General features: G+C 50.0%; 19 protein-coding genes and 2 pseudogenes. 8 read left to right on the top strand and 13 right to left on the bottom strand.

Features of this window, described 5'->3' with window-relative positions; all coding sequences use genetic code 11:
- The first annotated feature begins 156 nt into the window (after positions 1-156).
- The gene (gene rpmE / locus D9742_RS18270; protein WP_000710770.1) at positions 157-369 is read left to right on the top strand and encodes a 50S ribosomal protein L31; all 213 of its coding nucleotides are present in this window, start codon (positions 157-159) and stop codon (positions 367-369) included.
- 81 nt (positions 370-450) lie between these two features.
- On the opposite strand, the gene D9742_RS18275 is transcribed toward rpmE, so the two are convergent.
- The 4 genes from D9742_RS18275 to D9742_RS18290 all read right to left on the bottom strand — a co-directional run bounded on the left by D9742_RS18275 (position 451) and on the right by D9742_RS18290 (position 5,388).
- Positions 451-1,713 carry a sigma-54 dependent transcriptional regulator gene (locus tag D9742_RS18275; protein WP_130237793.1) on the bottom strand — a complete coding sequence of 421 codons (1,263 nt, stop codon included), beginning with the start codon at positions 1,711-1,713 and terminating at the stop codon, positions 451-453.
- A gap of 2 nt (positions 1,714-1,715) precedes the next feature.
- On the bottom strand, positions 1,716-3,683 hold the full coding sequence (locus D9742_RS18280) for an ATP-binding protein (protein WP_130237794.1): 1,968 nt from the start codon (positions 3,681-3,683) through the stop codon (positions 1,716-1,718).
- On the bottom strand, positions 3,680-4,912 hold the full coding sequence (locus D9742_RS18285; RefSeq protein ID WP_130237795.1) for an ABC transporter substrate-binding protein: 1,233 nt from the start codon (positions 4,910-4,912) through the stop codon (positions 3,680-3,682). Before D9742_RS18285 ends, D9742_RS18280 begins: the two co-directional genes overlap by 4 nt.
- 179 nt (positions 4,913-5,091) lie before the next feature.
- Positions 5,092-5,388 (bottom strand): hypothetical protein, encoded by a 297-nt coding sequence (locus tag D9742_RS18290; protein WP_130237796.1) that lies wholly within the window; start codon positions 5,386-5,388, stop codon positions 5,092-5,094.
- A gap of 389 nt (positions 5,389-5,777) precedes the next feature.
- Here D9742_RS18290 and D9742_RS18295 point away from each other — a divergent pair, with 389 nt between their 5' ends.
- Positions 5,778-7,163, top strand: a complete 1,386-nt coding sequence (locus D9742_RS18295) for an MFS transporter (protein ID WP_130237797.1) — start codon at positions 5,778-5,780, stop codon at positions 7,161-7,163.
- Between the two features lie 163 nt (positions 7,164-7,326).
- Here the strand turns inward: D9742_RS18295 and D9742_RS18300 are convergent, their stop codons facing one another.
- On the bottom strand, positions 7,327-7,935 hold the full coding sequence (locus D9742_RS18300) for a YiiX family permuted papain-like enzyme (protein WP_130237798.1): 609 nt from the start codon (positions 7,933-7,935) through the stop codon (positions 7,327-7,329).
- A gap of 59 nt (positions 7,936-7,994) precedes the next feature.
- A complete protein-coding gene (gene metJ / locus D9742_RS18305; protein WP_000852812.1) occupies positions 7,995-8,312 on the bottom strand; it encodes a met regulon transcriptional regulator MetJ in 318 nt (105 codons plus the stop codon).
- A 275-nt stretch (positions 8,313-8,587) separates the two neighbouring features.
- On the opposite strand from metJ, the gene metB reads away from it, so the two are divergent.
- Together metB and metL are read left to right on the top strand one after the other, a co-directional pair.
- Positions 8,588-9,748: a cystathionine gamma-synthase gene (gene metB, locus D9742_RS18310; RefSeq protein ID WP_130237799.1), complete on the top strand. Its 1,161-nt coding sequence runs from the start codon at positions 8,588-8,590 to the stop codon at positions 9,746-9,748.
- Positions 9,749-9,750: 2 nt separating this feature from the next.
- Positions 9,751-12,183, top strand: coding sequence for a bifunctional aspartate kinase/homoserine dehydrogenase II (gene metL / locus D9742_RS18315; RefSeq protein WP_130237800.1), 2,433 nt, complete (start codon positions 9,751-9,753; stop codon positions 12,181-12,183).
- Here metL and D9742_RS23520 read toward each other — a convergent pair.
- A pseudogene (locus D9742_RS23520) lies at positions 12,147-12,356 on the bottom strand (cytoplasmic protein); the annotation flags it as partial. The gene metL and the pseudogene D9742_RS23520 overlap by 37 nt on opposite strands.
- A gap of 12 nt (positions 12,357-12,368) precedes the next feature.
- Between D9742_RS23520 and D9742_RS18325 the strand changes: the two are divergent.
- Positions 12,369-12,851, top strand: a pseudogene (locus D9742_RS18325) (5'-nucleotidase); the annotation flags it as partial.
- 73 nt (positions 12,852-12,924) lie between these two features.
- Here the strand turns inward: D9742_RS18325 and malI are convergent.
- On the bottom strand, positions 12,925-13,941 hold the full coding sequence (gene malI, locus D9742_RS18330) for a Mal regulon transcriptional regulator MalI (RefSeq protein ID WP_130237801.1): 1,017 nt from the start codon (positions 13,939-13,941) through the stop codon (positions 12,925-12,927).
- Positions 13,942-14,028: 87 nt separating this feature from the next.
- Complete coding sequence (locus D9742_RS18335) at positions 14,029-15,528, bottom strand: PTS transporter subunit EIIC (protein WP_130237802.1); 1,500 nt, start codon at positions 15,526-15,528, stop codon at positions 14,029-14,031.
- A 498-nt stretch (positions 15,529-16,026) separates the two neighbouring features.
- On the opposite strand from D9742_RS18335, the gene metF reads away from it, so the two are divergent.
- From metF to yijE, 3 genes are all read left to right on the top strand, one after another.
- Positions 16,027-16,917, top strand: coding sequence for a methylenetetrahydrofolate reductase (gene metF / locus D9742_RS18340; protein ID WP_000007523.1), 891 nt, complete (start codon positions 16,027-16,029; stop codon positions 16,915-16,917).
- 328 nt (positions 16,918-17,245) lie between these two features.
- Positions 17,246-19,426, top strand: coding sequence for a catalase/peroxidase HPI (katG, locus tag D9742_RS18345; protein ID WP_130237803.1), 2,181 nt, complete (start codon positions 17,246-17,248; stop codon positions 19,424-19,426).
- 93 nt (positions 19,427-19,519) lie between these two features.
- Positions 19,520-20,425, top strand: a complete 906-nt coding sequence (yijE, locus tag D9742_RS18350) for a cystine transporter YijE (RefSeq protein ID WP_130237804.1) — start codon at positions 19,520-19,522, stop codon at positions 20,423-20,425.
- Positions 20,426-20,451: 26 nt separating this feature from the next.
- Here yijE and D9742_RS18355 read toward each other — a convergent pair whose 3' ends face one another.
- The 4 genes from D9742_RS18355 to ptsP form a co-directional block, all read right to left on the bottom strand.
- Positions 20,452-21,069, bottom strand: a complete 618-nt coding sequence (locus D9742_RS18355; protein WP_130237805.1) for a DUF1287 domain-containing protein — start codon at positions 21,067-21,069, stop codon at positions 20,452-20,454.
- A gap of 274 nt (positions 21,070-21,343) precedes the next feature.
- Positions 21,344-22,447, bottom strand: coding sequence for a bifunctional L-1,2-propanediol dehydrogenase/glycerol dehydrogenase (gldA, locus tag D9742_RS18360; RefSeq protein WP_130237806.1), 1,104 nt, complete (start codon positions 22,445-22,447; stop codon positions 21,344-21,346).
- Positions 22,448-22,457: 10 nt separating this feature from the next.
- Positions 22,458-23,120 (bottom strand): fructose-6-phosphate aldolase, encoded by a 663-nt coding sequence (fsa, locus tag D9742_RS18365; RefSeq protein ID WP_130237807.1) that lies wholly within the window; start codon positions 23,118-23,120, stop codon positions 22,458-22,460.
- Between the two features lie 11 nt (positions 23,121-23,131).
- A complete protein-coding gene (gene ptsP / locus D9742_RS18370; protein WP_130237808.1) occupies positions 23,132-25,633 on the bottom strand; it encodes a phosphoenolpyruvate--protein phosphotransferase in 2,502 nt (833 codons plus the stop codon).
- Positions 25,634-25,650: the final 17 nt, after the last annotated feature.

Consider the following 25,650-nt stretch of genomic DNA (forward strand, 5'->3'; position numbering starts at 1 on the left):
TAGAGGAGTGCGGATCAGTTTGCATACGCTGGTTAATTTCTGTATGATTCGGCGCCTTTGATACGAAATGATCGTATTGAAACTATACTTTAAACATCGCGTGGTGTCTGGCGTTAGGGCTGGAAGAGCGACGCGGCCTTAAACCGAGGTTTTCCCATGAAAAAAGATATTCACCCGAAATACGAAGAAATTACTGCTAGCTGCTCTTGCGGTAACGTAATGAAAATCCGCTCCACCGTTGGTCATGACCTGAACCTCGACGTGTGCAGCAAGTGCCACCCGTTCTTCACTGGCAAACAGCGTGATGTTGCTACCGGTGGCCGTGTTGACCGCTTTAACAAGCGTTTCAGCATCCCGGGCAGCAAATAAGACCGGATTTCCGAAAAAAGCGCCGCACGGCGCTTTTTTTGTGCCTGAAAACTTTCATTAGCAGGATAGCGTATTGGATTTTTATCTTTCCTTTACATCGCGAAAATCCATTTTATCAATACCGTATTTTTTCATGCGCAAATACAGCTTTTTTCTGGGGATCTGAAAGTAATCGGCAACGTCGTTGATACGTCCCTGGAAGAAGTTGAGTGCATCAATAATTATTTGTCTTTCATAACTTTCTACACGTTCATCAAGTGGTGTTGGATCAGCATCCATCATCTGCAAACTGACTGAATCGTCGAGCATTAAAACACCCACAGCCACCAATTCTGCTGCATTTATTAATTCAATGATATTACCAGGCCAGGTTCGCGCCATCAGTCGCTTATAAAACGTTTTCCCCAGCAGCGGTTGTTGGCGATTTAGTCGTTTACAGGTGAGTGTCAGATAATGGTGAAAAATAGGTTCAATATCCCCCGGACGCTGACTTAGCGGTGGGCACTCGATGTGGGTGAGTGAAAAAAGAAAATACAATGCGGGAATAATTTTTTGTGTGGCGGCAAGTTCAGCCAGAGGGCTCTGATTAACAACAATCAGACGAAACGAGCGATCCTGGGGGCGTTCCTGGAGTTGAATCAAGAGGCGCTGATTTTCTTGCGTTAAATATTCAAGTTCTTTTAATAACAGCGTACCACCTTTGGCTTCTTCCACCCATTCTTCCAGCGGTTGCTGACTATTTGCGCTGAGTGTGCGTTCAATTAAAGGCCTTTCCTTGCGAGAACTAAATTGGTGAAGATAATGGGCGGCTAATGTTCTGCCGGTTCCAGATTCGCCGTAAAAGCAGACGGGAAGATCGGTTTCTGCCAGAGTTTCAAGCTGTTGGCGAGTCTGACGAACCCAGCCACTATTACCGATTAAGTGGCGATTAAATTGCGCTCGTCGCCATCTTTTTTGTTCCAGATAATCTTCACGCTCTGCCAGCGCTTTTTCGATAAGCGATAAAAATTGTTCCGGATTGATTGGTTTTTGCAGGAAATCCCACGCTCCTTTTTTTACTGCTTCAACGGCCATTGGGACATCGCCGTGGCCGGTGATCATCAGAATGGGAAGATTAGGATCAATCAGCATTATTTTTTCCAACAGCATAATGCCTGAAATGTCCGGCATGCAAACGTCGCATACCACGACTCCTTCCCAGGTATCTTGCAGTAATTGCAGAGCTTCTGAAGGGTTGCTACAGGTACATACTGCATAACCTTCTTGCTGTAAGAGAGAACTGTAGGCTTGCAGAACATCATTGTCGTCATCAATGAGCAGTATTGTTGGGGTTTTATCTGTCATGCTTAAAGTTTCCTGAAACATAGAATAACCAGCGCATGGCGGTCGAGAGTAGACGCGATATATAGCTCTCCCTGGCACTGACGCATAATAGAATGACTAATCGAAAGACCAATACCCAAACCTACAGCTTTGTCAGTCGTAAACGGTGTTAATAGTCGATCAGCCAGAAGTACTGGCCAGCCTTTTCCGTTATCAGCAATATAGAGCGTTAACGTGGTGTCTTCTTCTTCAAAGTTAATGGTTATTGTGGGCGGTTTTTCCAGACTGGCTTCCAGGGCATTCGTAAATAAATTAACTAAAACTTGTTGAATCAAAACATCGTCGCCATAAACGGCAGGAAAATTTTCCGGGTAGTGAAGAGATGCTTTCAGTGGCCGATGTTTTAAGGCCAGAAGCTCCCAGGATGAATAAATTACCTGCTGTAAATTAATTGCCCCACCCACGAGTTCACTATCGCGGCGGCGGGCGAAGTTTCGCAGTCGTTTAACGATATTATCCATGCGCTCAACCAGCGATCGCATCGTAACGATATAGTTTTTCGCCAAACCAGCGTCTTGTTGTTCTATAGCGCGATTGGCGCTGAACAGGTACATAGATAATGCATTAAGCGGTTGATTAATTTCATGCGCCAGTGTTGTCATTGTCTGCCCAACCACGGCCAGTTTGGCGGTTTGGATCAATTCACTTTGTGCTGTTCGCAGATTTTTTTCTGTCGCGATTCGATCGCAAATTTCCTGCCCCAGTTGACGTTGCTGCTGATTAATTTGCTCTATCGTCTGGCGGAGCAGGTTGGCAATTCTCCCAAGCTCATCGTTGCCGGAGACTGGAATATCTGCATCGAGTTCACCGTTACTTAATTTGACGACGGCATCATTCAGTAAGCGAAAACGGCGGATCATTCTTGGCCGAATGTAGAAATAATTTACCAGAATAACGAACAGTAGGGCCGTCACCATAGCTGCAAAAATCAGTAGTCCACTGATTTGCATTATTTTTTCTAATCGCAGATTGAAAGTTTGTAGCTGTTGATGGCTATTACCCAGCTGCGTTTCTAATTGGCCGCGTATTTGTGTAAATACACGCTCTTTATCCCTGATGGTATTCATAAGGGTCTGTTGAGCCTGCCGCCAGGCGGCCAGAGTTCCGGGTAGATAATTTTGTTGTGTACCCAGTTCCCACAGGGAATAAACTGTCTGGTGTAATGTGATAGTGCTGGAATAAGAAGATAATGACCGCACATTTTCGTCAATGCTATGCTTCAAAAAATCCAGGTATTGAATATGTTGTCTTAACGACTCTGTATCATTGTTATGCGTGTTAAGCATCTCCTTTAAGGTACTGACGATTTCAGTTTCTATATGTGAAAGTTCGAAAACGAGCTGTAACTCGTTTTGAATAGATTGCAGTGCATTTTGCAACCCCTGGTTTTCGTGGAGATCTTTCCGTTGGCTGAGTTGATTGAGCAATGATGATTGTTGCCAACTTAAATCCTGAGTCAGGGAGTTGAGTTCATTATTGAAATCGTCATGCAACCAGTTAACTCTTGAAGAGATAACGTCGAGTTTTCCGTTTTCTTTATTATGGTCATTTAATGCCTTATCGAGATTACTCAGCAAGTTACGACTACTGGCAACCTGTTGGTTAAGTGCACTTTGATGTACTGAATCAAGATGGGGATTGATTGACTGAATTTTTTGTAGCCGTTGTTCAATTTGCTCTCTTACCTGAAGGCGGCTATCGGTGTTGGTTGTCTGTTGTAGCTCATTGAATTCATTTACCAATGCCGTGAGATTTTCTTCAAAAAGAAATGAAGCCTGAATTCGTGGGAAATAATCGTCAAGTGCGTAGCGAACCTGAGAATTTTGTTCATGCCAGGAATAAAGGCTAACTACACTAACGAATAGCGTAAGAACGGCACTAAAAACAAAGGCGAGCCGCAAGCTCGTCCCGATAGTATGTAGTTGTTTCACTTTAATGACTCAAGTTGCGTATTCACTAATTGCTGCTGCTGCAGGAAAAACTGCTGCCATGCCATAATCTGGGCTTCACGAAAACCTGATTGCAGCTCGAATTGCTGTAGATATGTAGGATTAACAGACTGTTGCGGAGTAACGGGAACCGCGGTTAATAGTGCGCGCACCTCTGGCAATGTCCGCTTAAGCCGATGTTCTGCGGCATATAATGCTTTCCAACTCTTCTGAAGCTCGGTAAGGCGAAAAGTAATCGCATTATCAAATAACAATTGCACAAGCTTTTGGCGTTGCATGATCAACGGGTAATCAAGAGAAGGAGATGCGAATAACCGCATTTGTTGGTCTGCGAGTGGAGTGCCGGAGGGAAGAGGATATACCGGATATTTCCCTGAATCAGAATCGCTCAGTGCCTGCTGTCCTTCCGGACTCAACAAGAAATTAATAAAACGTCCCGCCTCTTGTGGATGATTACTGCCTTCGGTAATGGCAATAAACATAGGCGCTGCGCGCGAGTTGGGGAAATAGCTGAAACGTAAAGTTGAATTATTAAGCAGTACGTTGGCGTAATTGTCGATTACCGGACCCGCGTCTCCCAGTCCTGTACTGATCTTATTTGCTACGCCGAAGCTACGTGATGAAATGGTGGCGAGATTACCACCTATTTTCAGTAGCGTACTCCACCCGCTACTCCATCCTTGTTGTTGCAGGAGATCTTCAATCATCAGATGAGTAGTATCTGAACGAGAAGGACTGCTCATTAATAGCGTTCCTTGATAACGCGACTTACTTAATTCCTGCCATGAAGTTGGCACCGGCTCTTTTTTGTCTTCCAGATGCGCCACATTGATAAGAATGCCATAGCCCGATATGGCAACAGCAACGGTGGTTGAACGAATGGATTCCGGTACTAACTTTCTACTTGTTTCTATTTGGTTATTAAATGGCTGGAGCAGATTTTTACTTTGTAACCGCTGCAGCAACATAGGGGATGAACTCAGTACCAGATCAATATTTTCACCCAATGGATTTTCCAACAGGCGCTCAATAGATGCACTGGTTCGGTTGAGCGTACGGATTTTGGTTGCCTGTGGTTGCTTTTGCCATTGACTGATAATGTGCTCTGTTGCTTCTGAAGAAAGCGTTGTAGCAATCACTAATTCATGTGCTGAGGCAACGCTGATATATAAAACCCAACAGATTAACGCTTTTTGTATAATGCGAATCATATCAAAAATCCCATTAACGAGAGAGAAATTCCTGGGCCGTAATCCATGTCGTTATCCATTAGTTAACATAAGCAACGAACTTCAAGTCACGTGTATCTGTAAATTATCATTAATTCGGCAAGCAACCAGCATTACTATATCTGCAAGTGACTGTTACGGAAATGCTCTCTAATTAATTTTCACATTTTCGCTCTCAGATTCAGGTTCTGACTGTATGGCAGTAAAAAATGAAATTTGTTATTGGCGGCTTCAGCCCATTTTTTTACCCGTTGAGGATGGTAATAACTAGCACCATTGTGAATAGGGTCATCAACGGGGACCTGATGCAGACTTAAAGCCTCAGTAATCATAACGGAATTCCAGTCTTCAGAAACCATAAAAAAGGCTTTAATTTGAGAGCAAACTCGTGTGTTACGACGGGTATCCTGACGGTGTTCAGAGCCTGCTTTTTGTTGTGTGATGATGACGGTTTTCATGTTGTGCGGCATGATTCTCTGGCATAACAAGAACAAGTATCTTCAATGATCCCGATTATAGAGGCAAAATATGTGACTGAACTCAAAAAATGAAAATTTTAATAAAACTAAATTTTTTTAAATTGGGCCTGTTGTAACACGTTAAGGTTTAAATAATAGCCATATTGCATTTTTCAAAACCAAATATGGGAAAGAAATGGAACATGGGATTTGTTTTTTTGAGTCAGTTTTGACTCATTTGCCCTGTATTGTAACTTAAACTCTCTTGCGTCACTATCTTCAAAACTTACTAAGCAAAGGCTTTTTAAATACTCATCAGAGAGTAGTAATGAGCATTGCTATGAATATTATGAATTGTTTAAACAACACTATGAACTGGAAGGTGATATATGCTTTCTTTATTGAAACCTAAAGTGGCAACACATAAGGTTCCTGAAAGTGAAGTGAAAAGTACCTATAATCGTTACCGTATGCAGGCGTTATTCAGCGTATTTATCGGTTATCTTTCGTATTACATTGTCAGGAATAACTTTGTTCTCTCTACACCGTATTTAAAACAAGAGCTTAATCTTTCTGCGACGCAAATAGGGCTGTTAAGCAGTTGTATGCTGATAGCCTACGGTATTAGTAAAGGGATAATGAGTAGTCTGGCCGATAAAGCTAATCCCAAAGTATATATGGCAGTGGGTTTAATACTTTGTGCTCTCGTTAACGTGGCGCTTGGTTTTAGTTTCGCGTTCTGGATGTTTGCGGGGCTGGTCATTTTAAATGGCTTCTTTCAGGGAATGGGTGTTGGCCCGTCGTTTATTACGATCGCCAACTGGTTTCCTCGTAAAGAACGGGGCATTGTTGGCGCGGTCTGGAATATTTCGCACAACGTGGGTGGCGGTATTGTTGCTCCGATTGTCGGCGGCGCATTTGCCGTACTGGGCACTGAACACTGGAAAATAGCAACATATGTTGTTCCAGCGATTGTCGCAGTTGTCATTGCAGTAATGGTGCTGATGTCAGGTAAAGGTTCACCAGTAAGTGAAGGTTTGCCGCCATTAAACGAAATCGTTCCGGACGACATCAGCATTAAAGCAAAAGATGATCGTGCGCCGGAAGATATGACGGCCTGGCAAATTTTTTGTACCTACGTGCTTAAAAATAAGAATGCCTGGTTTGTCTCTTTCGTTGATGTTTTTGTTTATATGGTGCGGTTCGGCATTATCAGCTGGTTACCTATTTACCTGTTAAGCGTGAAACATTTTACGAAGACCGAAATGAGTACAGCATTTTTAATCTTCGAATGGGCAGCGATTCCAACGACATTATTTGCTGGCTGGTTGAGTGATAAATTATTTCATGGTCGCCGTATGCCACCAGCTATTATCAGTATGGTATTGATTTTCTTCTGCCTGTTGGGCTACTGGAAAAGCGATTCTCTCCTCTCCATTACTATTTTCGCTGCTTGCGTAGGCTGCCTTATCTATGTTCCGCAGTTCCTGGCTTCTGTTCAGACAATGGAAATTGTTCCCAGTTTTGCCGTGGGCTCCGCTGTCGGTTTGCGTGGTTTCATGAGTTATATTCTTGGCGCGACGCTTGGTACAAGTCTGTTTGGTGTTATGGTTGATGAGGTAGGTTGGGATGGTGGTTTTTATCTTCTGCTTGCTGGTGTTATCTGCTGCATCATTTTCTGTACGTTAACGCACTTTGGTGCGATCGCTATGGAAAAACAACGTCAAAATGATACTGAGACGTATCAACCAGAGCTTCAGACCCAAAAAAGCTAAGTTTTAGGGCCAGTCACGATGTGATTGGCCCACTCGCTTCTCCGCACAATTGCCTTTCATCACCGATTTTGTACCCGTTTGGTTGCGTAAAGCGCACTTCGAGTTGTGGCAAAACGCGATTGACGTTTGCGGTGAGAACGCCAGCCGTGTTCACAGTAACCCATTACCACGAAAATAGCGGCCACTCTTTGGCGACGGTAGTGAGTTGTGGCGCATCGAACAGGGCTTGTGGCGAAACCACCGTTTCCTCAAGCGGGATATTTTTACCGTAGCGTTCTTTAAGCTTTGCCTGAACTTGTGGACTGCTCAGGTCGAACTCTTTCAGCTTTTGCTGTTCGCCCATGCGCATTCCCAGCGCGTTCTGATAAACCTTCCAAACAACTTCCGAACAGTACTGGCGATCGTCGCCCCATGAGAAGCTGAAATCATACGGTTTACCGAGATAGCGTTTTGCGGTTTGCGTCAGTTTTTGCTGCTGCTCGGCACTCAGTCCTCCTTCAATGCGGCGCACAATGTATTTGCCCTTTTCACCGTGGGCTATCCACTGTTTGAGCGGTGTGTATTTCACCGGGCCGACCGCTTCAAAGACGTAGGGCTGTTTGTTGCGTATCACCAGCATACCGGTGTGGCTGTAATCGGAATGGGTCGCCAGTTGGATCGCTTTGCTTTGCGATGAGCGAGAGATCTGAAAGATGATGTCGCCGGTTTGCGGCTGCCAGGCAAAGACAGGTACAGAAACCAGCAGGCTGAGGATCAGCAGCCTGTTTTTCATAATTAAACGTCCATGTATAAAAAAAGCGGCTGGTTAATGCCAGTCCGCTTTTATCAGCATTAGTATTCCCACGTCTCCGGGTTAATCCCCATCTCACGCATGATCTCTTTTGCCGCTTCCGGAATTTCGTCGCTGCGCTCTTTACGCAGGTCGGCATCATCCGGCAGAGGTTGCCCGGTAAAGGCATGCAGAAACGCTTCGCACAGCAGTTCGCTGTTGGTAGCGTGACGCAGGTTGTTCACCTGACGACGCGTGCGTTCATCGGTGAGGATTTTTAACACCTTAAGAGGAATGGAAACCGTAATCTTTTTGACTTGCTCACTCTTCTTGCCGTGCTCAGCGTATGGGCTGATATATTCGCCGCTCCATTCAGCCATGAGATACTTAATCCTCTTCGTCAATAAATTGAACCAGACCACACAATTAATGTGGGTAATGGCTATAAACCCGCATAGTTTACCGTACAGGCGCTACCGTGACATCGTGTAATGCATCTGTCGGCGCGATAATGCATGTAATTTTAACGGTTATTGGGGAATTGCTCAATCTATACGCAAAGAAGTTTAGATGTCCAGATGTATTGACGTCCATTAACACAATGTTTACTCTGGTGCCTGACTTTTCACCGACAAAGCCCAGGAAACTTCATCACATGACGCGTAAACAGGCCACCATCGCAGTGCGTAGTGGGTTAAATGACGACGAACAGTATGGTTGCGTTGTCCCTCCCATCCATCTTTCCAGCACCTATAACTTTACCGGATTTAACGAACCACGCGTGCATGATTACTCGCGTCGCGGCAACCCAACGCGCGATGTTGTCCAGCGTGCGCTGGCAGAACTGGAAGGCGGTGCTGGTGCGGTACTTACAAATACCGGGATGTCAGCGATCCACCTGGTCACTACTGTCTTTTTGAAGCCTGGCGATTTACTGGTTGCGCCGCACGACTGTTACGGCGGCAGCTATCGCCTGTTCGACAGCCTGGCAAAACGCGGTTGTTATCGCGTGCTGTTTGTTGATCAAGGCGATGAACAGGCATTACGGGCAGCGCTGGCAGAAAAACCCAAACTGGTACTGATAGAAAGCCCAAGTAATCCATTGTTACGCGTCGTGGATATTGCGAAAATCTGCCATCTGGCAAGGGAAGTCGGGGCGGTGAGCGTGGTGGATAACACCTTCTTAAGCCCGGCATTACAAAATCCGCTGGCATTAGGTGCCGATCTGGTGTTGCATTCATGTACGAAATATCTGAACGGTCACTCAGACGTGGTGGCCGGCGTGGTGATTGCTAAAGACCCGGACGTTGTCACTGAACTTGCCTGGTGGGCAAACAATATTGGCGTGACGGGCGGCGCGTTTGACAGCTATCTGCTGCTGCGTGGTCTGCGTACTCTGGTGCCGCGTATGGAGTTGGCCCAGCGTAATGCGCAGGCGATTGTGAACTATCTGCAAACCCAGCCGCTGGTGAAAAAACTGTATCACCCGTCGCTGCCGGAAAATCAGGGGCATGAAATTGCCGCGCGCCAACAAAAAGGCTTTGGCGCAATGTTGAGTTTTGAACTGGATGGCGATGAGCAGACGCTGCGTCGTTTCCTGGGCGGGCTGTCGTTGTTTACGCTGGCGGAATCGTTAGGGGGAGTGGAAAGTTTAATCTCTCACGCCGCAACCATGACACATGCAGGCATGGCGCCAGAAGCGCGTGCTGCCGCCGGGATCTCCGAGACGCTGCTGCGTATCTCCACCGGTATTGAAGATGGCGAAGATTTAATTGCCGACCTGGAAAATGGCTTCCGGGCTGCAAACAAGGGGTAAAAATGAGTGTGATTGCGCAGGCAGGGGCGAAAGGTCGTCAACTGCATAAATTTGGTGGCAGTAGTCTGGCTGATGTGAAGTGTTATTTGCGTGTCGCGGGCATTATGGCGGAGTACTCCCAGCCCGACGATATGATGGTGGTTTCCGCCGCCGGTAGCACCACTAACCAGTTGATTAACTGGTTGAAACTAAGCCAGACCGATCGTCTCTCTGCGCATCAGGTTCAACAAACACTGCGTCGCTATCAGTGCGATCTGATTAGCGGCCTGCTACCCGCCGAAGAAGCCGATAGCCTCATTAGCGCCTTTGTCAGCGATCTTGAGCGCCTGGCGGCGCTGCTCGACAGCGGTATTAATGACGCGGTATACGCAGAAGTGGTGGGCCACGGTGAAGTGTGGTCGGCGCGCCTGATGTCTGCGGTACTTAATCAACAAGGGCTGCCAGCGGCCTGGCTTGATGCCCGCGAGTTTTTACGCGCTGAACGCGCAGCGCAACCGCAGGTTGATGAAGGGCTTTCTTACCCGTTGTTGCAACAGCTGCTGGTGCAACATCCGGGCAAACGTCTGGTGGTGACCGGGTTTATCAGCCGTAACAACGCCGGTGAAACGGTGCTGTTGGGGCGTAACGGTTCCGACTATTCCGCGACACAAATCGGTGCGCTGGCGGGTGTTTCTCGCGTAACCATCTGGAGCGACGTCGCCGGGGTATACAGTGCCGACCCGCGCAAAGTGAAAGATGCCTGCCTGCTGCCATTGCTGCGTCTGGATGAAGCCAGCGAACTGGCGCGTCTGGCGGCTCCCGTTCTTCACGCCCGTACTTTACAGCCGGTTTCTGGCAGCGAAATCGATCTGCAACTGCGCTGTAGCTACACGCCGGATCAAGGCTCCACGCGCATTGAGCGCGTGCTGGCCTCTGGTACAGGCGCGCGTATTGTCACCAGCCACGATGATGTCTGCTTGATTGAGTTTCAGGTGCCCGCCAGTCAGGATTTCAAACTGGCGCATAAAGAGATCGACCAAATCCTGAAACGCGCGCAGGTGCGTCCGTTGGCGGTTGGCGTACATAACGATCGCCAGTTGCTGCAATTTTGCTACACCTCAGAAGTGGCTGACAGTGCGCTGAAAATACTCGACGAAGCGGGATTACCCGGCGAACTGCGCCTGCGTCAGGGGCTGGCGCTGGTGGCGATGGTTGGTGCGGGCGTCACCCGTAACCCGCTGCATTGCCACCGCTTCTGGCAGCAACTGAAAGGCCAGCCTGTCGAGTTTACCTGGCAGTCGGATGACGGTATCAGCCTGGTGGCAGTACTGCGCACCGGACCAACCGAAAGCCTGATTCAGGGGCTGCATCAGTCCGTCTTCCGCGCAGAAAAACGCATCGGCCTGGTATTGTTCGGCAAAGGCAATATCGGTTCCCGCTGGCTGGAACTGTTCGCCCGCGAGCAGAGCACGCTTTCGGCGCGTACCGGATTTGAATTTGTGCTGGCAGGCGTGGTGGACAGCCGCCGCAGCCTGTTGAGCTACGAAGGGCTGGACGCCAGCCGCGCGTTAGCCTTCTTCAACGATGAAGCGGTTGAGCAGGATGAAGAGTCGCTGTTCCTGTGGATGTGTGCCCATCCGTATGATGATTTAGTGGTGCTGGACGTTACCGCCAGCCAGCAGCTTGCTGATCAGTATCTTGATTTCGCCAGCCACGGTTTCCACGTCATCAGTGCCAACAAACTGGCGGGAGCCAGCGACAGCAATAAATATCGCCAGATCCACGACGCCTTCGAAAAAACTGGGCGTCACTGGCTATACAACGCCACCGTTGGTGCAGGCTTGCCGATCAACCACACTGTGCGCGATCTGATCGACAGCGGTGACACTATTTTGTCGATCAGCGGGATCTTCTCCGGCACGCTCTCCTGGCTGTTCCTGCAATTCGACGGTAGCGTGCCGTTTACCGAGCTGGTGGATCAGGCGTGGCAGCAGGGCTTAACCGAACCTGACCCGCGTGACGATCTCTCCGGCAAAGACGTGATGCGCAAGCTGGTGATTCTGGCGCGTGAAGCCGGTTACGACATCGAACCAGATCAGGTGCGTGTTGAATCACTGGTGCCTGCCCATTGCGAAGGCGGCAGCATCGACCATTTCTTTGAAAATGGCGATGAACTTAACGAGCAGATGGTGCAACGGCTGGAAGCGGCCCGCGAAATGGGGCTGGTGCTGCGCTATGTGGCGCGTTTCGATGCCAACGGCAAAGCGCGTGTGGGCGTGGAAGCGGTGCGTGAAGACCATCCGCTGGCATCACTGCTGCCGTGCGATAACGTCTTTGCCATCGAAAGCCGTTGGTATCGCGACAACCCGCTGGTGATCCGCGGACCTGGCGCAGGGCGCGACGTGACGGCCGGGGCGATTCAGTCGGATATTAATCGGCTGGCGCAGTTGTTGTAATCCTGGGCCAGAGAAAGCAGTATTTGCGTAACGCGCCCTGCGGAAAGCGGGGCGCTGTGAGTAAATTCTGCCTGTTTATGTAGCCAGTAGATAAATTCTCTGCTGGTTGCTAAAGAGAGTATTTTGGCTTTGTTGCTATTTCCGCCCGTTAATGAACATACCATCTAACGGTTTTATTGGTAGCGGCGGGTAAAAATACCCAATTGGCGTTAACCAACTCTGGCGGTATTAGCAATGAGATCCCCGCAGGGGCGATTACGATGGGCGGCGTCATCAGTACCTTCCCGTTCCCCAACGAACTGGTGACGATGGATCTCTCGGGGAAACAATTACGCAGTTTGATGGAACACGGCGCAAGTTTAAGTAATGGCGTTTTACAGGTATCGAAAGGCCTGGAAATGAAGTACGACAGCAGTAAGCCGGTTGGTCAGCGCGTAATCACGTTGACTCTGAATGGCAAACCGATTGAAGATGCGACGGTTTACCATATTGCTACTCAGAGTTTCCTTGCTGATGGCGGTGATGGCTTTACCGCATTTATCGAGGGGAAAGCGCGCAACACAACGGGCGGTTATTACGTTTATCACGCCGTGGTTGATTACTTCAAAGCGGGTAACGCCATCACGGATGAACAGCTCAACGGTATGCGCGTGAAAGATATCAAATAAAAGTAGTTATTGAGTTGGTTTACACCTTATTGCCGGATGACGATGTCGACGTACATCTCATTCGGCATGTGTATTACGCCGATTCCCGCACCACCAGTTCCCCGGAAAGCGCAATTCTTTGGGTTTGCAATTCCTGGTCTTTTAATTTGCGAATCATCAGGGTTGCTGCCTGGCGTCCGGTTTCTTCACTGGCGGAAGATACATAGGTGAAAACAGGAGAGGTCAGGTTGATATGCAACATATCTTCAAAACCAATTAGTGCTACCTGCTGGGTCAGAAAGACGTCTTTCCCAACGGTGCGCCCCACCTGATGTATGCCGTTGATACCGCCAATCATAGCGTCGGGCGAATGGCAGAGCAGGGCGGTAATGGCGTTGTTATTTTCCAGCAACTGGCGCGTTGCCATGCTGGCGGCCCAGGTGTCATCGTCACAGGCTGGCGTGAACTCGTCACGACAGGCAATGCCAAATTTTGCCAGAGTCTGGCGAAAACCAACCAGTCGCTGCTGACGGATAAGATCGCTTTCTCTGCCACCAAGATAGGCAATGTAACGATGGCCGCGCTCAATTAAATAACGTGTGGCAAGGCTTGCTGCCTGCTGGTTGTCACGCAACACCAGGTTGCACTCATCTTTGATGGGCGTTTGTGACGCGACGACAAGGGGAAGCGAACACTGGCGGATTAGTGTGGGTAGGGTTTCACGATGCGCATCGGAAGCCAGATAAATCACTCCGGCAACACCTTGTTGCTTGAAGGAAAGTAAACAACGTTCAAGATGTTCATGTTCGTTCTGCGGTTGCCCAAGGAATACCATATAGCCCTTGGCTTCCAGTTCCTGAACAATGCTAGCCATCACTTTGATGGAAAAGCTATCGCTAAAATCACGTAAAATCAGTCCGATAAGATTTGAAGTGTGGGAACGTAAATTAGCGGCGGCAACATTATGCACGTAGCCCAGTTCGTCAATAGCAGCATGAACTTTCCCGATGGTCGCCTCTGAGATTTTCCCTTTCTGGCGCAGCACTAGCGACACGGTAGAGACGGAAACTCCGGCTCTTTTAGCAACATCAATTATGCTGACTTTCTTCAAACTCACTCCCTGAACAACGTTGATTCTTTAAATAGCAAGAAGGTTCTGGTCAGGGACCAGAACCTCTGACATCGAGTAATCTTAAGGCTATTTACCGATCATCGTCGACATGGTTTGCGCGATAAATTGCGCTCGCGCGCCAAAAATTACCTGAATGCCGTTATCGCCGACAAAAACCACGCCACGGGCGCCAATATTATTCAGACCATCCTGATCCACCGCTTCTTTATCAGAGACTTCCAGACGTAAACGCGTGATGCAGGAACCTACCGATTTAATGTTTTGCTGACCGCCAAGCAGCGTGATGATTTCTGTTGCCAGCTCGTCATCGGATTTATCATTAGCGCTAACCGTAGTTTCGGTGCGACCAGGCGTTTTTACATCAAAACGACGAATAACAAAGCGGAAGGTGAAGTAGTAGATCACCGCCATTGGCACGCCGACGATAATGGCGCTCAGGAAGTTGGTTTCGTAGCCATTAAAGGATGGCAGGATACCAAACGAAATATAGTCAATAAGCCCCGCAGAGAAGGATTTGGCAATATGTGCATGCAGCAGATACATCGCCATATAGGAAAGGCCCGCCATAATGGCATTGAAGACATACAGCACAGGGGCGACAAAGATAAATGTAAATTCAACGGGTTCTGTAATACCGGTCAGAAAACAGGTTAATGCGGCAGAGAACAGAATACCGGCGGCAATTTTCTTATTCTTTGTGTGCGCTTCATGATACATCGCCAGGCACGCCGCAGGCAGGGCAAACAGCATCAGTGGGAATTCACCTTGCATAAATTTACCAGCGTCATGATAACTGTCGCTGCTAAATGATTTCACCCCTTCTTCCAACATCTTGAACCAAATCGTCTGATCGCCGTGAATCATTTGCCCGGCATGGGTAGTGTAATCCCCAAAAGAATACCAAAACGATGGATACCAGATGTGGTGCAGGCCAAGCGGAATGAGCGCCCGTTCAGTTACACCAAAAATAAAGGTTGATGCTGCCTGGTTGTTACCATTAACGATAACCGATAACGCATCGATTCCTGACTGAATGTGTTGCCAGACATAAGGCAGTAACAAGCCAAGAATGAAGGAGAGAAAAGCCGTCGCGATAGCCACAAAGCGTTTTCCAGAGAAAAAGCCAAGGAATTCTGGCAATTGCATTGTATGAAAACGGTTGTAACACCACGCCGCCAGAATCCCGCATATCAGGCCGCCAAAAACGCCCATTTGCAGTGTTGGGATCCCCACCACCATCGCGTATTTGCCGCCTTGCCCGGCCATTTCTGGCGTAATGCTAAGTACGGTGCTGATGGTAATATTGGTGACAAAAACGGAAACGGCTGCGGATAACGCCGCAATTCCCGATTCAGAAGCCAGCCCCACGGCGGAACCGATAGCAAAAAGCATCGGCAAGTTATCAAAAATAATGCCGCCAGCATTCATCATCAACGGCAAATGGAATTTATCGCCGAACGCCAGTAACAACCCAGCGGCAGGCAGAAGCGAAATTGGTAGCATTAGGGCGCGACCAATCATCGATAATTTAGAAAGTGACTTCACGAAACTCGACACCAGACTCATGCTGATTTCCCCCGAATAGCGCATAAAGCTGCGCGAATTAGTCTTTTTTGTATAAGTAGAACGTTCTAGTAGAACGTTCTACTTATCGTGGGGGATGCATAATTGCTCTGCAACATAATTTTTGAAAAATTATTAATAGTTTGAAGTAGTTCAAATAATAAACATGCAGTAATGAATGCAAATTATGGTATCTATTTGTTTTATTTAAATAAGTGTTCAGCTAACACCGTCGTGAATATTAATTAACTCTTATTTAAATAAATTTCCAGCCGATAGCTTAAGCATTTATTCATTACTTCACGACGCGATAATGCGAGAGAACCTATCTACTCCCATATACAGATGAAGAAAATTCATCTTCCCTGATTTTTCCTCACCATCATTGGTCATTTTTCGGTTGACGCCCATCGGCTTTTCCTTCATCTTTACATCTGGACGTCTAAACGGATAGATGTGCACAATACAACATATAACTACAAGCGATTGATGAGGTAAGGTATGAGCTTTTTTCACGCCAGCCAGCGGGATGCCCTGAATCAGAGCCTGGCTGAAGTCCAGGGGCAGATTAATGTTTCGTTCGAATTTTTCCCGCCGCGCACCAGTGAAATGGAGCAGACCCTGTGGAACTCCATCGATCGTCTCAGCAGCCTGAAACCGAAATTTGTTTCAGTGACCTATGGCGCAAATTCCGGCGAGCGCGATCGCACGCACAGCATTATTAAAGGTATTAAAGATCGCACTGGTCTGGAAGCAGCACCGCATCTTACCTGTATTGATGCGACGCCCGACGAGCTGCGGACCATCGCCCGCGACTACTGGAATAACGGTATTCGCCATATCGTGGCGCTGCGTGGTGACCTGCCGCCGGGAAGTGGTAAGCCAGAAATGTATGCTTCTGACCTGGTGACGCTGTTAAAAGAAGTGGCAGATTTCGATATCTCCGTGGCGGCGTATCCGGAAGTTCACCCGGAAGCAAAAAGCGCTCAGGCGGATTTGCTTAACCTGAAACGCAAAGTGGATGCCGGAGCCAACCGCGCGATTACTCAGTTCTTCTTCGATGTCGAAAGCTACCTGCGTTTTCGTGACCGTTGTGTATCGGCGGGCATTGATGTGGAAATTATTCCGGGAATTTTGCCGGTATCTAACTTTAAACAGGCGAAGAAATTTGCCGATATGACCAACGTGCGTATTCCGGCGTGGATGGCGCAAATGTTTGACGGGCTGGATGACGATGCCGAAACCCGCAAGCTGGTGGGCGCGAATATCGCCATGGATATGGTGAAGATTTTAAGCCGTGAAGGAGTGAAAGATTTCCACTTCTATACGCTTAACCGTGCTGAAATGAGTTACGCGATTTGCCATACGCTGGGTGTTCGACCTGGTTTATAAGTATTGTGGCTTTTGTAAAAATCACACAGTGATCACAAATTTTAAACAGAGCACAAAATGCTGCCTCGAAATGAGGGCGGGAAAATAAGGTTATCAGCCTTGTTTTCTCCCTCATTACTTGAAGGATACCAAGCTAAAACCTTTTTTTATAAAGCATTTGTCCGAAATCAGACATACTCATAAAGGCTTAATTACGATCAATTTGATCTACATCTCTTTAACCAACAATATGTAAGATCTCAACTATCGCATCCGTGGATTAATTCAATTATAACTTCTCTCTAACGCTGTGTATCGTAACGGTAACACTGTAGAGGGGAGCACATTGATGAGCACGTCAGACGATATCCATAACACGACAGCCACTGGCAAATGCCCGTTCCATCAGGGCGGTCACGACCAGAGCGCGGGGGCGGGCACAACCACTCGCGACTGGTGGCCAAATCAACTCCGTGTTGACCTGTTAAACCAACATTCTAATCGTTCTAACCCACTGGGTGAGGACTTTGACTACCGCAAAGAATTCAGCAAATTAGATTACTACGGTCTGAAAAAAGATCTGAAAGCCCTGCTGACAGAATCTCAGCCGTGGTGGCCAGCCGACTGGGGCAGCTACGCTGGCCTGTTTATTCGTATGGCCTGGCACGGCGCGGGGACTTACCGTTCAATCGACGGGCGCGGCGGCGCGGGTCGTGGTCAGCAACGTTTTGCACCGCTGAACTCCTGGCCGGATAACGTCAGCCTCGATAAAGCGCGTCGCCTGTTGTGGCCAATCAAACAGAAATATGGTCAGAAAATATCCTGGGCCGACCTGTTTATCCTTGCGGGGAACGTGGCGCTGGAAAACTCCGGCTTCCGTACCTTCGGTTTTGGTGCCGGTCGTGAAGACGTCTGGGAACCGGATCTGGACGTTAACTGGGGTGATGAAAAAGCCTGGCTGACTCACCGTCATCCGGAAGCACTGGCGAAAGCACCACTGGGCGCAACCGAGATGGGCCTGATTTACGTTAACCCGGAAGGCCCGGATCACAGCGGCGAACCGCTTTCTGCGGCAGCAGCTATCCGCGCGACCTTCGGCAACATGGGTATGAACGACGAAGAAACCGTGGCGTTGATTGCGGGTGGTCATACGCTGGGTAAAACCCACGGTGCCGGTCCGACATCAAACGTAGGTCCTGATCCAGAAGCTGCACCGATTGAAGAACAAGGTTTAGGCTGGGCGAGCACTTATGGCAGCGGCGTTGGCGCAGATGCCATCACCTCTGGTCTGGAAGTGGTCTGGAGCCAGACGCCGACCCAGTGGAGCAACTATTTCTTCGAGAACCTGTTCAAATATGAGTGGGTACAGACCCGCAGCCCGGCTGGCGCAATCCAGTTCGAAGCAGTAGACGCACCGGAAATTATCCCGGATCCGTTTGATCCGTCGAAGAAACGTAAACCGACAATGCTGGTGACCGACCTGACGCTGCGTTTTGATCCGGAGTTCGAGAAAATCTCTCGTCGTTTCCTCAACGATCCGCAGGCGTTCAACGAAGCCTTTGCCCGTGCCTGGTTTAAACTGACGCACAGGGATATGGGGCCGAAATCTCGCTACATCGGGCCGGAAGTACCGAAAGAAGATCTGATCTGGCAAGATCCGCTGCCGCAGCCGATCTACAACCCGACCGAGCAGGACATTATCGATCTGAAATTCGCGATTGCGGATTCTGGTCTGTCTGTTAGTGAGCTGGTGTCGGTGGCCTGGGCGTCTGCTTCTACCTTCCGTGGTGGCGACAAACGCGGTGGCGCCAACGGTGCGCGTCTGGCATTAGCACCGCAGCGCGACTGGGATGTGAACGCAGCAGCCGTTCGTGCACTGCCAGTTCTGGAGAAAATCCAGAAAGAGTCTGGTAAAGCATCGCTGGCGGATATCATCGTGCTGGCAGGTGTGGTTGGCGTTGAGAAAGCTGCAAGTGCCGCTGGTTTGAGCATTCATGTACCGTTTACGCCGGGCCGCGTCGATGCGCGTCAGGATCAGACCGACATCGAAATGTTCGAGTTGCTGGAGCCAATTGCTGACGGTTTCCGTAACTACCGCGCACGTCTGGACGTTTCCACCACAGAGTCACTGCTGATCGACAAAGCACAGCAACTGACGCTGACCGCGCCGGAAATGACCGCGCTGGTGGGCGGGATGCGTGTACTGGGTGCCAACTTCGATGGCAGCAAAAACGGCGTCTTCACTGACCGCGTGGGCGTATTGAGCAATGACTTCTTCGTGAACTTGCTGGATATGCGTTACGAGTGGAAAGCGGCGGACGAATCGAAAGAGCTGTTCGAAGGCCGTGACCGTGAAACCGGCGAAGTGAAATACACGGCCAGCCGTGCGGATCTGGTATTTGGTTCTAACTCTGTCCTGCGTGCGGTGGCTGAAGTTTACGCCAGCAGCGATGCCCACGAGAAGTTTGTTAAAGACTTTGTGGCGGCGTGGGTGAAAGTGATGAACCTCGACCGTTTCGACCTGCTGTAATCTGACCTTCTTCAGCGACTGTCTTTCAGGCAGTCGCTGAAGTTTCTTTACCGGCGTATAGTGTCCACAGGAAAACTACACACTGGATCTCTCATGTCTGCCGCAGGAAAGAGCAACCCACTGGCAATCAGTGGCCTGGTTGTGCTCACACTTATTTGGAGTTATAGCTGGATTTTCATGAAGCAAGTCACCAGCTACATCGGTGCCTTCGACTTTACCGCCTTACGCTGCATTTTCGGCGCTCTCGTTTTATTCATCGTCCTTTTATTACGTGGTCGCGGCATGCGCCCGACGCCGTTTAAATACACCTTAGCCATTGCCCTGTTACAAACCTGCGGGATGGTTGGCCTGGCGCAGTGGGCGCTGGTGAGCGGAGGAGCGGGGAAGGTGGCGATCCTAAGCTATACCATGCCGTTCTGGGTGGTGATTTTCGCCGCGTTGTTTCTCGGTGAACGCCTGCGACGTGGGCAATATTTCGCGATACTGATTGCCGCTTTCGGCTTATTTTTGGTGTTGCAGCCGTGGCAACTCGATTTTTCTTCTATGAAAAGTGCCATGCTGGCAATCCTCTCCGGTGTTAGTTGGGGGGCGAGCGCGATTGTTGCTAAACGTCTGTATGCCCGTCATCCGCGCGTGGATTTATTGTCGTTAACATCCTGGCAGATGCTGTATGCGGCGCTGTTGATGAGTGTGGTCGCTTTACTGGTGCCGCAACGTGAAATTGACTGGCAGCCCACCGTGTTCTGGGCGCTGGCCTACAGTGCGATTCTGGCGACGGCGCTGGCGTGGAGCTTATGGCTGTTTGTGCTGAAAAACTTGCCTGCCAGTATTGCCAGCTTAAGCACACTGGCCGTTCCCGTTTGCGGCGTACTCTTTTCATGGTGGCTGCTTGGTGAAAATCCCGGCGCGGTTGAAGGTAGCGGTATTGTGCTGATTGTACTGGCACTGGCGCTGGTGAGCCGTAAGAAAAAAGAAGCTGTCAGCGTAAAAAGGATCTGAATTTTTTCTACACGTGGGGCGATCGTTTATTTAGCAAAATACCGATAATGCCCCACTATCCGCCAGCTAAAAAGCACATCTTCTTCCTGCGCGCCTGCGCCAATGTTATGTATCACCAGCGGCGTACCGTCGCGGGCGAAGCCATCTGAAACCACCCCAATATGTGCCAGCCCGTTATCTAATCGCCAGGAGACAATATCGCCCGCTTGGTAGTCACTGGCGTTTTTGCTGGTGGGACGTGTTTTATCGTGGCGGGTAAACCAGGTTTCCAGATTAGGCACCCGACGGTGATCGATGTTGCTGTCCGGGCGCTTTAACTTCCATTTTTGCGGGTACTCGGCAAAATTCTTCGCCATATCTTCGTGAACCAGTTTCTGCAAATCGACCTTCTGGCTGCGCAAGGCGCGGATCACCACATCGGAACATACGCCACGTTCTTGCGGGACATCACCGCCAGGATAAGTAAGCTGCACATACGCCGGATCGTAAAATAGCGTGCTGCCAATTTGCTGTCTGGCACCGTCTGCGATGGCAAGATTAGTGTTGGCCTGGATTTGTACCACGGTTGGTGGAACGGCGGGAGATTTTAAGGAGTGGCTGGTAAATGCCGTTAGCAGGCTGACCAGCGCCAGTGAAGCTTTCATCTGTTCCGTCCGTGAAAATAAGAGTCACAGATTCGACCTTCCGGGCTAACGATTGTTCTGTGGAGAAAATGTCCAGAAACGGATAAAAAACTCCCGAAAAACCAGGGAGTTTCAGATTACTGGCACAGAGTGCCGGATGCGGCGTGAACGCCTTATCCGGCCTACAAAAGTACGCAAATTCAATATATTGCAGAGATTTCGTAGGCCTGATAAGCGTAGCGCATCAGGCAATTTTGCGTTCAAACTCCCGGACAAGCCGGGAGTTTGGAGTAGGTTATTCCCACTCTTGCAGGAAACGCTGCCCGTACTGGTCAGCTACCAGCAGTGCGGCGTAAACCTGATCTGGCGTCGCGCCGCCAGGCATGTTGTGAATGGTTTCACCTTCTGCACATGCCGCTTCTGCCACAATTCGCATTTTCGCCGGGACATCTTCTTTAATATCCAGTTGAGCGAGAGTTATTGGCAAACCTACCGCATGGCTAAGGGCAGCTACGGTTTCGATTTCCTCCACCGGCGCATTTTCCAGAACCAGCTGCGTCAGCGTACCGAATGCCACTTTTTCACCGTGATAATAGTGATGGGCATCAGGAATGGCAGTCAGGCCATTATGCACCGCGTGCGCTGCCGCCAGACCACCGCTTTCAAAGCCAACACCGCTTAAATAAGTGTTCGCTTCAATCACGCGTTCCAGTGCCGGAGTCACTACATGCTGTTCGGCGGCGAGCATCGCTTTTTCGCCTTCTTCCAGCAAGGTGTTGTAGCACAGTTCAGCCAGCGCCAGCGCCGCCTGAGTGCACTTGCCGCCCGCCATGGTGGTCGCACCGCTACGAGAGCAGGCACGCGCTTCAAACCAGGTCGCCAGCGCATCGCCGATACCCGCCGCTAACAGACGCGCAGGTGCGCCCGCGACGATTTTAGTATCGACAATCACCATATTCGGGTTATTTGGCAGCAGCAGATAGCGGTCAAATTCACCTTCGTCAGTGTAGATAACGGAAAGAGCGCTACAAGGTGCGTCGGTTGAAGCAATGGTCGGGGCAATGGCGACCGGAACACCCATGAAATGTGCCAGTGCTTTGGCTGTATCGAGGGTTTTACCGCCGCCGATACCGAGAATTGCGCCACACTGAGCTGTTTCCGCAATGCCACGCAGACGGTCGATCTCATTTTGTGAACATTCGCCACCAAACGGCGCAATTTTTACTACCAGTCCAGCATCTTTAAAGCTTTTCTCGACAGTGGATTGGGCAAAACCTAAAACAAATTTGTCACCCACCACTAACCAGCGTTCTGCCAGCGGCTTCAGGTATTCGCCCAGACGATTAATCACATCAGAGCCCTGGATGTATTTACCCGGTGATTGAATAATGCGGTCCATAATTGCTCCTTTAGAAATGAGTAGTGCCAAATGCGGCATTCCAGTCGTGTTCGAACTTCTCTATAGCTGACTCTACCGCAGGGGTGTTGAGCATTTGTTGCGCTACATCTAAAGGCAGCGTGATGGACTCACATCCTGCCAGTAAACAGTCCAGCGCCTGACGCGGCGTTTTAAAGCTGGCCGCCAGCACCATGCTTTCTGGTGCGTGCATTTCTAACAGCGCTTGCAGCTCCTGAACCGTACGAATGCCGTCCCCGCCCTGGGCATCTACGCGGTTAACATACGGAGCAACGTATTTTGCCCCTGCCAGTGCGGCTAATAACCCTTGTGCGGCGCTATATACAGCGGTGCCAAGTGTAGTAATCCCCTCTTTTTTCAGTATTTTAATTGCTGCCAGACCTTCGGAAGTCACCGGGATTTTCACCACAATGCCCGGAATGGCGTCGCGCAGACGCTTCGCTTCTTCCACCATCCCCTGCGCGTCGCGGCTCATGGTCTGAGCAAACAGAATGCACTCATCACCAATCGCTTTTTGCAGACGCGGCAGCACTTCCCAGATGGACTCCTTGCTGGCAGCGATAATGCTCGGGTTAGTTGTCACCCCGGCAATCGGGAATATGCGTGCCAGACGTTCGACTTCTGCGACGTTAGCGGTGTCCAGATACAGTTCCATGATGTTTCCTTTTACAGTTCCAGTTCATGTTGCAGCAGGCTGGCGATAGCGTCGGCAGAGGCGGCGTTAACCAGCGCGTTACGGAATTCTTCGTGCATGATGCGACGAGCGAGGCGCGAGAAAATGCGCATATGCTGATCGCCTGCGGCGTGTTTATTCAGGGTTAACATAATGATGAATTGCGCTTCATCATCGCCCCAGCGTACCGGCGCTTGCAAACGTGCGACGCTGATGGTGGATTGCTCAATATGTTCTGATTTGCTGTGCGGAATGGCAAAACTAAAGCCCAGACCGGTAGAGAAGACTGCCTCGCGCGCCCACAAGTCGGCTTCCAGTTTACGCGGATAGCGACAGCGGCCCGCCAGCAGCAGGTTATCGGTCATGCCTTTGAGCACTTCTTCTTTGCTGCGCCAGTCGCTTTCCAGCGTGATGCACTCAGCGGTGACCAGCGGCGCGTCCTGTTGGGTCATGCGGAATTGCGCCAGCAGGTGTTCCACTTCCAGCGAAGTACGGCAGGCCATTGCCTGGTTGAGCAACTGGCGGCACTCACGGCTATCAAGTTGCGCCATTCGCGCTTTCGCTGCCGGAATTGACGGTGCGCTCATGCTCAGCTCATCCAGCCCTAAACCGATCAGCAACGGCAGCACGGAACCTTTCGCTCCCAGTTCACCGCACAGACCAATCCATTTGCCCTGGCGATGCACCGCCTGCACGGCGTAATCGAGCGCCCGCAAGAATGCCGGATTCAGGCTGTTGTAGTGACGAGTAACCTTAGCGTTATCGCGATCCACTGCCAGCAGATATTGCGTCAGGTCATTACTACCAATACTAAAGAAATCAATCTCTTCGCAGCATTGATCGATGATGAACATCACCGACGGCACTTCCAGCATGATGCCGAGCTGGATCTTCTCATCAAACGGAATGTGTTCGTTACGCAGTTGCTGTTTGGCTTCCGCCAGTTTTTCTTTCACCCATAAGATCTCTTCCATTGAGGAGATCATCGGGATCATGATTTTCAGGCTGCCGTGAGCAGAGGCACGGAGGATCGACCGTAGTTGTGTGGTGAACAGCGAGGCGTATTCTTCATAAATACGCACCGCGCGATAACCGAGGAACGGGTTAGCTTCTGCCGGAATGTTCAGATAATCAACAGGTTTGTCACCGCCAATATCCATAGTGCGCACAATAATGCTGCGTCCGTTGGCGGACTCCAGCGCCTGACAAAAAATGTTGTACAGCTCGCTTTCGCCCGGTGCGCTGGTGCGATCCATATAGAGCATTTCAGTGCGGAACAAACCGACGCCTTCCGCACCATTGCCGAATGCGGCCTGTGCTTCCACGGAGTGAGCGATGTTAGCGGCAATTTCAATGCGGATACCGTCAGCGGTACGGGCTTGTTGGGTCAACCAGACACGCTGTTGCTCACGAAGGGCGTCCTGTACGCGGGCTTCTTGCTGATAATAACGGGCTACGGCTTCCCCTGGCTCAACCACAATCGCCCCAGCGTTGCCGTCGATATAAATCGTTTGATGCTGCCACGGAGTGAGGGCATCAATATCTACACCAACCAGCGTGGGAATGTTGAACGAACGGGCAAGGATCACCGTGTGTGAGGTGGTGCCGCCGCTTTTCAGTAACAGACCTTTGAGGTGATTTTTATCCAGTTCGAGGAACTGGCTGGGGGTCAGTTCATCAGCCATACAAATGGCGGGCTGCGTCAGTTTGCCCGGTGCCGGGAAGCGTTGCTCACCGTAGATTTGCTGGAGTAACTGGAAGCAGACGTCGCGTACGTCCAGGGCACGTTCTTGCAGGTAGCTGCTGCTGGAACGGGCGAACTCTTCGCAGAAGTGGTGTGCACTGGCAACAATCGCTTCTGCACAGCTTAACCCCTCGCTGATGCCTGCCAGTAAGTGCTGACGTAAAGAGGTATCGCCAGCCAGCGATCGGTGAGCTTCCAGAATCGCGCTGGTGGCACCGTCGCTATCCAGCAGACGAAACTCAATGTTTTTCATCACCAGCATCAGGCCGTTTTCCAGCGCGGATTGCTCGGCGTCGACACCTTTGGCGGCGGGAAGATTACCCAGCGCATTGAGATCTAAAGAAGAGATCGGCGTCAGAATGCCGCCTGCGCTACCACTGCATACGGTGCGGGCGCGAATAATACGTGGATTCAAATTAGTGAGTGAAACCGGCAGCGGCTCCAGTTCATCAGATTTTACTTCCGCCAGCGGCGCGTCGCAGTGGGGGAATTCATCACGCAGCCATTGGCTCAAACGCTGGTGCGCTTCTTGTTCGTCGGCCCCGGAAATCAGTAACTGGCAGTTATCGCCCACCAGCGTATCGGTGCCAATCAGCGCCAGGGCGCTTTTGGCGTCACCTTTACGTTCAGTACGCAGGTTATGCCACTCAATTTGAGATGAAAAAGTATTACACAGCGTTTCAACGTGGCTTGCCGGACGCGCATGTACGCCGTTAGGCAGCTCACAAATAAATTCCACAATCAGGGCCATTGCCTCTCTCCCGGTAC

Origin of the sequence: Escherichia sp. E1V33, from assembly GCF_004211955.1 — a bacterium.
Lineage (GTDB): Bacteria > Pseudomonadota > Gammaproteobacteria > Enterobacterales > Enterobacteriaceae > Escherichia.